Raw genomic sequence first — 11,902 nt, forward strand, 5'->3', positions numbered from 1 at the left:
CGGTCAGCCGAACGCGGCCAGCAACTGCTCCGCGGCCAGGCTCGCCGTCAGCGTGCCGGCCCGGACCCGGCGTTCGAGCTCGGGTGCCAACTGCCGGACGTCGGGGTGCTGGTGGAGTCGGGCCAGTAGCTGGTCGTGGACCATCGCCCAGGTCCAGTCGACCTGCTGGTCGCGGCGCTTGGCGGCGAGCGAGCCGTCGGCGTCGAGCAGGGCGCGGTGCTGCTGGAGCCGCTCCCAGAGCACGTCCAGCCCCAGGCCCTCGCGTCCGCTGCAGGTCAGCACCGGGGGCGTCCAGGCGGCCTCGGGGGCGCGCAGCAGGCGCAGCGCGCCGGCGAGTTCGCGGGCGGCGGAGCGGGCGTCCAACTCGTGGGCGCCGTCGGCCTTGTTGACGGCGACCAGGTCGGCGAGTTCCAGCACGCCCTTCTTGATGCCCTGGAGCTGGTCGCCGGTGCGGGCGAGGGTCAGCAGCAGGAAGGAGTCGACCATGTTGGCGACCGTGGTCTCGGACTGGCCGACGCCGACGGTCTCCACCAGCACCACGTCGTAGCCGGCCGCCTCCATCACCACCATGCTCTCCCGGGTCGCCTTGGCGACGCCGCCGAGGGTGCCGGAGGTGGGGGAGGGGCGGACGAAGGCGGCGGGGTCGACGGCCAGCCGCTCCATCCGGGTCTTGTCGCCCAGGATGGAGCCGCCGGTCCGGGTGGAGGACGGGTCGACGGCGAGCACCGCGACCCGGTGGCCCTGCCCGGTGAGCATGGTGCCGAGGCTGTCGATGAAGGTCGACTTACCGACTCCGGGCACGCCGGTGATGCCGATCCGCACCGCGTTGCCGGCCTGCGGCAGCAGCCGGACCAGCAGCTGCTGGGCCAGCGCCCGGTGGTCGGCGCGGGTGGACTCGACCAGGGTGATCGCCCGCGCGATGGTCGCGCGGGAGCCGTCGAGCACCCCCTTCACGTACGCGTCGAGGTCGATGGCGCGCGGTGGCATCAGACCCCTTCGGTGCCGGGGCCCGACTGGCCGGGGTCCGGGTGGCCGAGCTGCGCGGCCAGCTTGCGCAGCAGGTCCCCGGCGGCCTCCGGGATCACCGTGCCCGGGGGGAAGACCGCGGCGGCGCCGGCCTCGTACAGGGCCTCGAAGTCCTGCGGGGGGATGACCCCGCCGACGACGATGGTGATGTCCTCGCGTCCGGCCTCGGCCAGCTCGTGCCGCAGCGCGGGCACCAGGGTGAGGTGACCGGCGGCGAGCGAGGAGACGCCGACGATGTGCACGTCGGCCTCCACCGCCTGCCGGGCGACCTCGGCCGGGGTCTGGAACAGCGGGCCGACGTCGACGTCGAAGCCCAGGTCGGCGAAGCCGGTGGCGATCACCTTCTGGCCCCGGTCGTGGCCGTCCTGGCCCATCTTGGCGACCAGGATGCGCGGACGCCGTCCCTCCGCCTCCTCGAACGCCTCGACCAGCGCGCGGGTCTGCTGCATGGCGCTGGACGCTCCTGCCTCGTCGCGGTACACACCGGTGATGGTACGGATCTGCCCGGCGTGGCGGCCGTAGACCTCCTCCAGGGCGTCCGAGATCTCGCCGACCGTGGCCATCGCGCGGGCCGCGTCGACGGCCAGCGCCAGCAGGTTGCCTTCGAGTCCCTCACCCGACGCGCCGGCGCGGGCGGAGGCGGTGAGCGCGCGCAGCGCGGCCTGGCAGGCCTCCTCGTCGCGCTCGGCCCGCAGCCGCTTCAGCTTCTCGACCTGCTGCGCCCGCACCGAGGAGTTGTCGACCTTGAGGACGTCGATCTGCTCGTCCGTCGCCACCCGGTACTTGTTGACGCCGATGACCGGCTGCCGGCCCGAGTCGATCCGGGCCTGGGTGCGGGCCGCCGCCTCCTCGATCCGCAGCTTGGGGATGCCCGCGTCGATGGCCTTGGCCATGCCGCCGGCCGCCTCGACCTCCTGGATGTGCTGCCAGGCGCGGGTCGCCAGGTCGTGGGTCAGCTTCTCCACGTAGGCGCTGCCGCCCCAGGGGTCGATCACCCGGCAGGTGCCGGACTCCTGCTGCAGCAGCAGCTGGGTGTTGCGGGCGATCCGGGCGGAGAAGTCGGTCGGCAGTGCCAGCGCCTCGTCCAGCGCGTTGGTGTGCAGCGACTGGGTGTGGCCCTGGGTCGCGGCCATCGCCTCGATGCAGGTGCGGGTGACGTTGTTGAAGACGTCCTGCGCCGTCAGCGACCAGCCCGAGGTCTGCGAATGGGTGCGCAGCGACAGCGACTTGGGATTCTTCGGGCCGAACTCCCGCACCAGCTTGGCCCAGAGCAGCCGGGCCGCGCGCAGCTTGGCGACCTCCATGAAGAAGTTCATCCCGATCGCCCAGAAGAACGACAGCCGGGGCGCGAAGGAGTCCACGTCCATCCCGGCCGCGAGCCCGGCCCGCAGGTACTCGACGCCGTCGGCCAGGGTGTAGGCCAGCTCCAGGTCGGCCGTGGCCCCGGCCTCCTGGATGTGGTAGCCGGAGATGGAGATCGAGTTGTAGCGCGGCATCTTCTTCGATGTGTACGCGAAGATGTCGGAGATGATCCGCATCGAGGGCTGCGGCGGGTAGATGTAGGTGTTGCGGACCATGAACTCCTTGAGGATGTCGTTCTGGATGGTCCCCGCCAGCTTCTCCGGGGGCACCCCCTGCTCCTCGGCCGCGACGATGTACAGCGCCAGGACCGGCAGCACCGCGCCGTTCATGGTCATCGACACCGACATCCGGTCCAGCGGGATGCCGTCGAAGAGCTGCCGCATGTCGTAGATGGAGTCGATGGCCACGCCCGCCATGCCGACGTCCCCGGTGACCCTGGGGTGGTCGCTGTCGTAGCCGCGGTGGGTCGGCAGGTCGAAGGCGACCGACAGGCCCTTCTGCCCGGCCGCCAGGTTGCGGCGGTAGAAGGCGTTGGACTCCTCCGCGGTGGAGAAACCGGCGTACTGCCGGACCGTCCACGGCTGGTTGACGTACATCGTCGGGTACGGCCCGCGCAGGTACGGGGCGATGCCGGGGTAGGTGGACAGGAAGTCCACGTCCGCCAGGTCCTCGGCGGTGTACAGCGGCTTGACCGCGATGCCCTCCGGGGTCTCCCAGACCTGCTCGGCGGCGTCCTTGCCGGTCTCCTGCCGCCAGGCCTGCCGCCACTGCCCTTCGGTCGCGGTGCCGCCCCGGCCCTCGTCGCCGTGGTCGCCCACCAGGGCGATCTCACTGAAGTCGGGGATCACGCTGGGATCCGTGTCCGGGGTCATCGCGCCACTCCGCTCTCGTCCAGGGCGGACGTCAGCACCTCGACGGCGTCGCACCCCATGAACACATACCCGTCGACACCGGCCCACGCACCCGGCCGGCCCGCCAGCAGCACCCGGGTCGCGCCCGCAGCGCGCAGCTCCGCCGCCGCGTCGTGCGCCTGCTCGGCGTAGAGCGCGTCGCTGGAGCAGAGGCAGGCGACGGTCGCGCCGCTCCCGGCGAAGCCCGCCGCGCCGCTGCCCGACACCGGCTCCAGGCCGCCCGCCGCGAACAGGTTCGCCGCGAAGGAGGAGCGCCCGGTGTGCGCGGCGGCCGGACCCAGCGTCGCCAGGTAGACCCTCGGCCGCTCGCCGGTCGCCGCCAGCTGCGCGTCCGAACGGGCCCGCAGCGCCTCGTACACCGCCGAGCTGCGCACCTGCGGCAGCCCGCCGCCGAGCGCGGCCGGAGCCGGCTCGCGCACCGGCAGCCGCTCGCCGAGGTTCGGGAACTCGCTCACGCCGGTGATCGGCTCCCGGCGGTGCGCCAGGTCGGCCTCGCGCTGCGCCCAGGTCCCGGCGATCCGGTCCCGGACCAACCCGGACTGCAGCGCCGCGAGTTGGCCGCCGGCCCGCTCGATCTCCTGGAACCAGCTCCAGGCGGCGTGCGCCAGCTCGTCCGTCAACTCCTCGACGTACCAGGAGCCGCCGGCCGGGTCGATCACCCGGGCCAGGTGGGACTCCTCCAGCAGCACCGACTGGGTGTTGCGGGCGATCCGCCGGGCGAAGGCGTCGGGCAGGCCGAGCTCCGCGTCGAAGGGCAGCACGGTCACCGCGTCCGCGCCGCCGACCCCGGCGGCCATGCAGGCCAGCGTGGTCCGCAGCATGTTCACCCACGGGTCGCGGGCGGTCATCATCACGGCCGAGCTCACCGCGTGCTGCCGCTGCGCGGCATTGGCGTCGGAGACGCCGCTGACCCGGGCGACCCGGGCCCACAGCCGGCGCGCCGCGCGCAGCTTGGCGATCGTCAGGAACTGGTCGGCGGTGGCCGCGTAGCGGAACTCCAGCTGGGCGGCGGCCGCGTCGGCGGACAGCCCCGAGGCGGTCAGCCGGCGCAGGTACGCCACCGCCGTCGCCAGCGCGCAGCCCAGCTCCTCGGCGGGCGAGGCGCCGGCCTCGTGGTAGATCGTGGCGTCCACCGTCAGCGCCCGGACGCCGGGCCAGTCGCGGTCGCAGCGCAGCGCCAGCGCGGCGGCCTCCGGCAGCAGTTCCTCGCCGCTGCCGGTACGGGCCAGCAGCCCCAGCGGGTCCGCGCCCAGGCCGCCCCGGGCGTCGCCGGCGGCGACCCCGCGCTCGGCGTACAGCGCGAACAACTCCTCGGCGGCGGCCGGGAACTCCGCCCCGGGGTCCAGCACGACCGAGGCCAGGTCCAGGTACACGCCGCGCAGGGCCTGCGGCAGGTCGGCGACCGGCAGCCCGGCCCGACCCAGGGTCAGCCAGAGGGAGGTGACGCCGTGCTCCAGGTCGGCGAGCACCGCCTCGTTGGCCCGCACCGGGTCCGGGTCGGCGTGCCGCTGCCGGACGTCCCACCCGTCCACGGACGAGCCCTGGGCCCGGCCGCCGCGCACGAACGGCGGCAGGCCCGGGTAGCCGGGGTCGACGCCGCGGCCGTCCCCGGCCGGCGCGTCCTCGGCCGTGTAGAGCGGACGGGCCCGGAGCCCGTCCTGGAGCGCGGTGCTCAGGGCGTCCTCGGCGCGCGCGCCGGTGACCTGCTCGTCGAGGACTCCGGAAGCGGACTTGCGGAGGACGCCTTCGACCAGGCGCTGCCATTGCTCGCGGCTCGCGTCCGGGAAGTCGGCGGCGAGCGGGAGCCCTTCGGGGGGTGCCGTCATGAAGGGAAAGTTAGCGCGCGCCGACGTAGATCAGCAGCATGGCACGACTGTGACCTTGGCCTCTTTGCACTCGGCGCCCTACGGAGTGTCACCGCAGGGCGCCCGTTGGCGTGCGGGAAGCCGGGACAAAGCCGGAGGAAAGCCTCAGCGGCGGGTGCCGCAGTCGGGGCAGAAGGCGGCGGACGGGGGCAGCTCGGCCTGGCAGCCCGTGCAGCTGTCCGGTGCCGCGAGCCGGTGGCCGCAGCCGGGGCAGAACCGGGAGCCGTGGGTCTCGGCCCGGCACTCGGGGCAGACCAGCTGCTGCGCCGACTCGACGTCCACCGCCTGCGCCCGGGTCTCGCCGACGGAGTAGGCCCGCTGGGCGGCCACGTCGTTCAGCCCGCGCTGCCGGGCCGCCGCGACCTCGGCCGCGGTGTCCGGGGCGCAGACCAGGCACAGGCCCTGGGCCGCGTTCCAGCAACTGCCGCAGACATGGCTGGTGCAGCGCGCGCAGCGGTTGAAGTGGCCGGAGGCCTCGGCTATCGCCCGCTTGAAGGCGGCGTCCCGGGACGGGCCCCAGTTGGCGCCGACCAGCCCGTTGATCGCGGTGCTGGCCTCGCTGCCGGTCCGGCCGAGCACGCCCCAGGCGGTCCCGGCCGCCTTGTCGAGCCAACCGGCCATCCGGCCGCTGGTGTACGGCTGGAAGGGGGAGCGCCAGGTGTCGTTGCACCGCTGGCAGGAGAACTCGAACTGGAAGCCGGCGCCGGTCCCGTACTGCTCGGACAGGTCGCGGTGGTTGTTGCTGAAGTGGATCTCGCTGCTGTTGCCGCTGTCCATGCTGTCCATGCTGCGCGTGCCCCCGGGGTGGTCCCAGCCGGTCGGAAAGGGAAGGGACGGTGTGGGTGTGCCAGATGGCGCCTCCGTCCGGGCATAGCGTGACACAGCGAAGTGACAGCTACGAGAGTTCCGCGATGGATCAATTCCGAACTGTTATGCCGGTTCCCGCAGGCCGCCGGGCCGGCGAAAGGGAAACCGCCCCCGGCAGTCGTACGGCCGGGGACGGTGCTTCGTCGGCGAATTGATGTTCTGTCATGTACGAGAGCCGTCACCGGCCGGTGGCGACCGGGGCGGGCGCCTGGGCCGGCTGCCGCTCGGTGACCCGACGCGCCTTGGCGGCGAGCGCCCCGGTGCGGGCCAGCAGCATCGCCACCGACAGGAAGATCAGGGCGTCGGTGAGCGCCCCCACGCCGATCTGGTTGTTCATCATCCAGCGCCCGAGCTGCGCGCTGAAGACGTGGTTCGCGCCGTAGGCGAAGTAGATGCGGGCGCCGATGACCGCCACCCAGATCAGCCCGTACGGCAGGCCGGCCGTCGAGACGGCCGTGCCCGTCTGCTCGTCGCGGCCGACCCGCATCAGCGCGGCGGCGACCACGCCCAGGACCAACCCCGCAGCGGAGGCCGCGACTTCGAGCGCCAGGCCGTTGCCCGACGTGGCCATGGACTTGAGGTAGAACGGGATGATCACCGCTGCCGCGATGAACGGCCGGGCCAGCCGCAGCAGGCCGACCTTGCGGCGGCCGAGGTCGGAGGCCAGCACCATGACGAGGATGACGAGGTTGGGGATCAGCACACTGGCGGTCATGACGAACTCCTGGACGAGGTGGGGCGGGCCGAGGCGGTGTCGCCTTCCTGGTCAAAGCTAGGGAGCGGGCCCCGGCCGGCACGTCCGTCCACGGCTTGACCCCGGGTTGACGCGCCCGTCTCCACCCGGGGTCAACCCGGCGGTCCTGCCCGGTCGGCGGGCGTGCCGGATACCGTGGGACCGTGTCCCCCTCACTCACTGCCCGCTGGGATTCCGTGGTCGTCGGCAATCCGGGCATGCCCGCAACGCTCTACTCCATCCGGATCCTGGTGCTGGTCGTCGTGCTCGGCACGGTTCCGCTCGCCGAACCGCACCTGGGGGTCGGCGCCCGCGGCACCGCCGTCGCCGTCACCCTCGCGGTGTCCGTCGTCAGCGGGATCGTCTGGCTGCTCGTCCAGGAACGCGAGCGGCCGATGATCGCGTCGCTGGCGGTGATGGGGGTGGCCTCGGGCGCCCTCGCCGGGCTGTCCCCGTTCAGCACCGCCGTCGCGGTCGGCTGCGTGGTCACCTCCTCCGCCGCCGTCCGGCTCCCGGCCGAGACCTCGATCGCCATCACGGCGGCGACCGTGGCCTCCTTCCTGTCGGCGGGCCTGGCGGTCGGAACGCCCACCATGGTGCTGCTCGGCTACCCGCTCGGCTTCGCCGGGCTGTGGGCATTCGGCCGGACCCGGCACGCCTACCTGCTCCGGGCGATGCAGGCCGAGCGGACGCTGGTGGAGGCCCGCCGGGCGCACGCGGCCGAGACGCAGGCGGCCGCGCTCGCCGAGCGGGCCAGGATCGCCCGGGAGATCCACGACGTGCTCGCCCATTCGCTCGCGGCGGTCTCGGTGAACCTCCAGGCCGCGGAGGGGCTGCTCGGCGAACTCCCGTCCGGGAGCCCCGAGCTGGCCAAGGCGATCGAGTGCGTCGGCCGGGCCGGGGCGTTCACCAGGCAGGGGCTGGTCGAGGCCCGGCAGGCGATCGTGGCACTGCGCGACGACGCCACCCCGCTCCTCGACCAGGTCTCGACGCTGGCCGAGGAGCGGCACGCGGACGGTGAGGCGGTCGACTTCGGCGTCACCGGCTCACCCCGGCCGGTCCCCACCGAGGCGGGGCTCGCCGCCTACCGGACCGCGCAGGAGGCGCTGACCAACGCCCGGAAGCACGCCCCCGGCCAGCCGGTGCGCCTGGAGCTCGAATTCACGCCGACCGCGATCGCGGTCCGGGTCGCCAACCCGCTACCGCCGGTCGGCGCCGGCGGACCGCTGTCCGCCAGCGGCGCCGGCTACGGGCTCACCGGCCTGCGGGAGCGCGCCGCGCTGGGCGGGGGCACGCTGGTGGCGGGGCCGGTCGACGGCGAGTGGCGGGTATGCCTCAGAATTCCGGCATGAGCAGCGAGAGCGTCGATGGTTCGGATCCGGTGGGCGTGATCGTCGTGGACGACCAGTCCGCCGTGCGCGAGGGGCTGGTGCTGCTGCTCGGCACGCTCTCCGGCATCACCGTGACCGGCCAGGCGGCCGACGGCGAGAGCGCGGTGGAGCTGGTCGCGGCGGTGCACCCGCAGGTCGTGCTCATGGACCTGAACATGCCCGGCTGCGGCGGGGCGGAGGCCACCCGGCGGATCACCGGGGCCCACCCCGACACCCGGGTCGTGGTGCTCACCACCTACGCCGACGACGAGTCCATCATCGGCGCGCTCCAGGCGGGGGCGCTCGGCTACCTGACCAAGGACGCCACCAGGGCGGAGATCGGACGGGCGGTGCTGGCCGCAGCGGCCGGGCAGGCCGTGCTGGACCCGGGCGTCCAGCAGCGGCTGCTGTCCGCCGCCGTACGCGGGGTCCCGTCCCCGGCGGTGCCCGGCCAAGCCGCCCAGGCCGCCGAGGCTGCGGGCGACACCGAGCTCACCCCGCGCGAGGCCGAGGTGCTGGTGCTGATCGCAGCCGGCCAGACCAACCGCGAGATCGCCAGGACCCTCTTCGTCAGCGAGGCGACGGTCAAGACGCACGTCAACCGGATCTTCATGAAGACCGGATCCCGCGACCGCGCCCAGGCCATGCGCTACGCCTTCACCCACGGCCTCGCCCGGCCGACGTCCTGAGCGGGATGCCCGCCGTCCACGGCGACCGGCGCCGGCGCTACGATCGCGCGGTCGTGTCGCCGGTTCGCCGGCTCGGTTCCCAGCAGGAGGCTCCCCATGAGCGCAAAGCCCGGCCCCGCTCCCGTCCAGGTCTCGGAGATCGCACGCGGACGGCTGGACGGCTCCCGGGCCGGCCGCCCCTGCTTCACCTCCGACCTGTCCGTCAACGAATTCGTCCTGGTGACCCAGGCCGGCTTCGAACCGCTGGGCATGGTGATGGGCACCAGCGTCTACCACGTCGGCATACAGACGGCCGGCTGGAAGGTCAGCCAGGAGCTGGGCGTGCTGACCCAGGCCATGTACAACGTGCGCGAACTGGCGATGAGCCGGATGGAGGCCGAGGCGGCGCAGCTCGGCGCGGACGGCGTGGTCGGCGTCGTGCTGCGGCCGATGAACTACGCCTTCCTCGGCGAGGTCATCGAGTACGTCGCCGTCGGCACGGCCGTCCGCGCCACCGACGGCCGGGGCTACCGCGCCCCGGACGGGCGGCCGTTCACCACCAACCTGTCCGGCCAGGACTTCTGGACCCTGTGGCAGCACGGCTGGCTGCCGCGCCGGCTGGTGCTGGGCAACTGCGTCTACCACGTCGCGCACCAGTCGCTCCGGCAGACCATGTCCCAGGTCGGCCAGAACGCCGAGCTGCCGATCTTCACCCAGGCCCTCTACGACGCACGGGAGTTGGCGATGGCCCGGATGCAGTACGAGGGCCAGCAGATGGGCGCGGACGGCATCGTCGGCACCCGGGTCGACGACTTCCAGTACTGGGGCGAGCACGGCATCGAGTTCTTCGCCACGGGCACGGCCGTCAGCCGGATCCGCCCCGACGCGGCCCCGGTCCAGCCCACGCTGACCATGCCCCTCAACGGCTAGCCATCAAGTTCCGCTGGAGATCGGGGCCTCGGGCCGTGGGCGGCGCTGCTGTCGGGACGGCAGGCGTCCGCAGCATCCGCGCAGCGGAGGCAGCGGCACGGGGGGAAGGCGGCACGCAGGCTGCGCGGGCTGCCTTCCGAGCGCGTGACCGGCAACTCCGTGCGTGCGCCCGTCGCCCGGTCCACGCGGTAGACCCGTAAGGTCATCCGCCCGGTCCTGCCCGTCGGGCCGTCGGCAGCGGTCATTCCGTCCGCCCCTGCTCGCCCGAGGCGGCAGCCACCGGCACGTCGTCGGCCGGGCGGCGGGCGCGGTGGTGCGTCTCCAGCAGCTGCGACACCTGGTCGAGCGCGGCCGGCTCGACCACCCCGATCCGAACCCCCCACTCGCCCCGCGCCGACCGCTGCACCGCGCCCGAGGGCACGTCGAACCCGAGCAGCCCCATCGCCGCGAGGAACCGGATCCGCGCCCCGTACGCCGACTGCTCGGGGTCCGTCTCCGACCGGCTGCTTCCTTCGGAATGCTGGGTCATGGTCTGAATTCTCCTTCTGCAAAAGGGAACTGAAAGGCAGGCGGAATCGGGCCCGGCAGGGCTTCAGCATGATTCGGCCGCCGGCGGGGCATCTCCTGAATACGCTCCCGATCGAGTGTCGCGCCGTGACAGGACGGCAACCAAGAAAGTCCTTATGGCAGTTGCAGGTAGGTCATAAGTCGTGGAGGCAGCGCATGGCACGTCGCAAGCCCGAGCAGGACGCCGGCCGCCGAGCTACTGAGCTCTGGGGCGAGGAACTGCGAACCTGGCGGAGGGCCGCCGGCCTCACCCAGGCCCAGTTGGCGGCGGCGATCCACTGCGACCAGTCCTGGATCAGCGACCTGGAGCGGGGAACGAAGGCCGCCGGCCCGCAGGTCGCGGTGCAGCTGGACGAAGTCCTGCACACGGGCGGGGTGCTGCTGCGCACCCTGGAATATCAACGGCGGGAGGTGACTGACTATCACCCGGACTGGTTCCGCTTCTACCGGGGAATGGAGGCCAAGGCCCTACGTATGTGTGAGTGGACTCCCTACATGCTGTCAGGCATGTTGCAGACAGAGGCAGTCATGAGGGACCAGTTCGAGCAGTGGGGTCATAGCCCTTCGCGGGTCTCCGAGCTGACGGAGGCGCGACTGGAGCGTCAGGAGCGACTGTTCGGGGCGGACCCGCTGCAGTTGCTGGTCATCATGGACGAGTCGGTGCTGCGTCGAATCGTGAGCAACCCCCTACTCGGCCCAGGTCAGCTGGCGCACCTCTTACAGCTTTCGCAGCGGCGCAACGTTGCGATCCAGGTGTTCCCCTTCGGTCGCGCGCATCCGGCGGCGACGTCGAGCCTTATGGCTTTCCTTGAACTCCCAAGGGGTGCACGCTGGTTCTACTCCGAGGCCCTGGATCGTGGCTATTGCACCGACGAGCGGGACGAAGTGCGCAAGCACAGCGGACGCTATGATCGGATGAGGTTCTTGTCGCTCTCCGTGACCGAGTCTCGAACTCTGTTTCGCCGCACCTTGGGAGAAATGGTCAACATGTCCAAGCCCGAACCAGTCGGTCACTACGCTGACATGAGCCCTCTCAAGTCCATCGCCTACGCGGACCTGAAGGTCTTCAAGTCCAGCCACTCCACTGACGGCAACGGTGGCTGCGTCGGGGCCTCGCGGACGCACCTCGGCTCCGGGCTGGTGCCGGTCGTCGACACCACGCTCGGCGCGTCCACCCCGATCCTGCCGTTCACCACGGCTGCGTTCGCCTCCTTCGTGGACGCGATCAAGTCCCACGACCCGGCCTTCGCCTTCGGCGAGCAGTACGTCACCCTTTGCTGATCGTTTCAGAACGAGTTGGACCGAACGGATCGGCTGCCCGGTTGAGCAACTGCACCGGCGTCACGTCCGGCTGTTCCTGAGCGTCGGTCATGAGTGCACGCGGTTGGCGCTGGTCCCACAGACCGTAGGTGTGCCGGATGCAGTAGGCGCAGTCCAGGGGGCATCCCTGGACGTGGTTCAGGCTGAGTCCGCTCTTGCGGTACTCGACCACTTCACGGGCTCGTTCGGGTAAGCGGGCAATCTGATCACTGCTGAGCAGCGGTACGAACGTGGGCACATAGTTCTCCCAAGATCCCGAGGGGATGGACGCGGTTTGCCGTCC

General features: G+C 72.3%; 11 protein-coding genes. 4 read left to right on the plus strand and 7 right to left on the minus strand.

Annotated elements, in window-relative coordinates:
* Positions 1-3: 3 nt before the first annotated feature.
* From meaB to BS75_RS34745, 5 genes are all read right to left on the minus strand, one after another.
* Positions 4-987 (minus strand): methylmalonyl Co-A mutase-associated GTPase MeaB, encoded by a 984-nt coding sequence (gene meaB, locus BS75_RS34725; protein WP_034091060.1) that lies wholly within the window; start codon positions 985-987, stop codon positions 4-6.
* Positions 987-3,260, minus strand: coding sequence for a methylmalonyl-CoA mutase (gene scpA, locus BS75_RS34730; RefSeq protein ID WP_034091061.1), 2,274 nt, complete (start codon positions 3,258-3,260; stop codon positions 987-989). Before scpA ends, meaB begins: the two co-directional genes overlap by 1 nt.
* Positions 3,257-5,125, minus strand: a complete 1,869-nt coding sequence (locus BS75_RS34735; RefSeq protein ID WP_034091062.1) for a methylmalonyl-CoA mutase subunit beta — start codon at positions 5,123-5,125, stop codon at positions 3,257-3,259. The genes scpA and BS75_RS34735 overlap by 4 nt, the downstream gene beginning before the upstream one ends.
* Positions 5,126-5,269: 144 nt before the next feature.
* Entirely contained in the window at positions 5,270-5,941 is a 672-nt protein-coding gene (locus tag BS75_RS34740) for a zinc ribbon domain-containing protein (protein WP_034091063.1), read from the minus strand.
* 268 nt (positions 5,942-6,209) lie between these two features.
* Positions 6,210-6,746, minus strand: a complete 537-nt coding sequence (locus tag BS75_RS34745; protein ID WP_042437111.1) for a hypothetical protein — start codon at positions 6,744-6,746, stop codon at positions 6,210-6,212.
* A gap of 182 nt (positions 6,747-6,928) precedes the next feature.
* Here BS75_RS34745 and BS75_RS34750 point away from each other — a divergent pair, with 182 nt between their 5' ends.
* From BS75_RS34750 to BS75_RS34760, 3 genes are all read left to right on the plus strand, one after another.
* A complete protein-coding gene (locus tag BS75_RS34750) occupies positions 6,929-8,116 on the plus strand; it encodes a sensor histidine kinase (protein WP_152645642.1) in 1,188 nt (395 codons plus the stop codon).
* Positions 8,113-8,823 (plus strand): response regulator transcription factor, encoded by a 711-nt coding sequence (locus BS75_RS34755; RefSeq protein ID WP_034091064.1) that lies wholly within the window; start codon positions 8,113-8,115, stop codon positions 8,821-8,823. The genes BS75_RS34750 and BS75_RS34755 overlap by 4 nt, the downstream gene beginning before the upstream one ends.
* Positions 8,824-8,919: 96 nt before the next feature.
* The gene (locus BS75_RS34760) at positions 8,920-9,732 is read left to right on the plus strand and encodes a heavy metal-binding domain-containing protein (protein WP_034091065.1); all 813 of its coding nucleotides are present in this window, start codon (positions 8,920-8,922) and stop codon (positions 9,730-9,732) included.
* Positions 9,733-9,973: 241 nt separating this feature from the next.
* On the opposite strand, the gene BS75_RS34765 is transcribed toward BS75_RS34760, so the two are convergent.
* On the minus strand, positions 9,974-10,261 hold the full coding sequence (locus tag BS75_RS34765) for a hypothetical protein (RefSeq protein ID WP_034091066.1): 288 nt from the start codon (positions 10,259-10,261) through the stop codon (positions 9,974-9,976).
* Positions 10,262-10,455: 194 nt separating this feature from the next.
* Here BS75_RS34765 and BS75_RS34770 point away from each other — a divergent pair, with 194 nt between their 5' ends.
* Positions 10,456-11,580 carry a Scr1 family TA system antitoxin-like transcriptional regulator gene (locus BS75_RS34770; RefSeq protein ID WP_034091067.1) on the plus strand — a complete coding sequence of 375 codons (1,125 nt, stop codon included), beginning with the start codon at positions 10,456-10,458 and terminating at the stop codon, positions 11,578-11,580.
* Here the strand turns inward: BS75_RS34770 and BS75_RS47240 are convergent.
* Complete coding sequence (locus BS75_RS47240) at positions 11,567-11,857, minus strand: hypothetical protein (RefSeq protein WP_197091990.1); 291 nt, start codon at positions 11,855-11,857, stop codon at positions 11,567-11,569. The genes BS75_RS34770 and BS75_RS47240 overlap by 14 nt on opposite strands.
* Positions 11,858-11,902 lie beyond the last annotated feature (45 nt).

This window comes from Streptacidiphilus albus JL83, from assembly GCF_000744705.1.
GTDB lineage: Bacteria > Actinomycetota > Actinomycetes > Streptomycetales > Streptomycetaceae > Streptacidiphilus > Streptacidiphilus albus.

Excerpts from the sequence above, each read along its gene's own strand:
- meaB (WP_034091060.1), bottom strand. The coding sequence starts at position 987 with ATGCCACCGCGCGCCATCGACCTCGACGCGTACGTGAAGGGGGTGCTC.
- scpA (WP_034091061.1), bottom strand. The coding sequence starts at position 3,260 with ATGACCCCGGACACGGATCCCAGCGTGATCCCCGACTTCAGTGAGATC.
- BS75_RS34735 (WP_034091062.1), bottom strand. The coding sequence starts at position 5,125 with ATGACGGCACCCCCCGAAGGGCTCCCGCTCGCCGCCGACTTCCCGGAC.
- BS75_RS34760 (WP_034091065.1), top strand. The coding sequence starts at position 8,920 with ATGAGCGCAAAGCCCGGCCCCGCTCCCGTCCAGGTCTCGGAGATCGCA.
- BS75_RS34770 (WP_034091067.1), top strand. The coding sequence starts at position 10,456 with ATGGCACGTCGCAAGCCCGAGCAGGACGCCGGCCGCCGAGCTACTGAG.
- BS75_RS34740 (WP_034091063.1), bottom strand. The coding sequence starts at position 5,941 with ATGGACAGCGGCAACAGCAGCGAGATCCACTTCAGCAACAACCACCGC.
- BS75_RS34745 (WP_042437111.1), bottom strand. The coding sequence starts at position 6,746 with ATGACCGCCAGTGTGCTGATCCCCAACCTCGTCATCCTCGTCATGGTG.
- BS75_RS34755 (WP_034091064.1), top strand. The coding sequence starts at position 8,113 with ATGAGCAGCGAGAGCGTCGATGGTTCGGATCCGGTGGGCGTGATCGTC.
- BS75_RS34765 (WP_034091066.1), bottom strand. The coding sequence starts at position 10,261 with ATGACCCAGCATTCCGAAGGAAGCAGCCGGTCGGAGACGGACCCCGAG.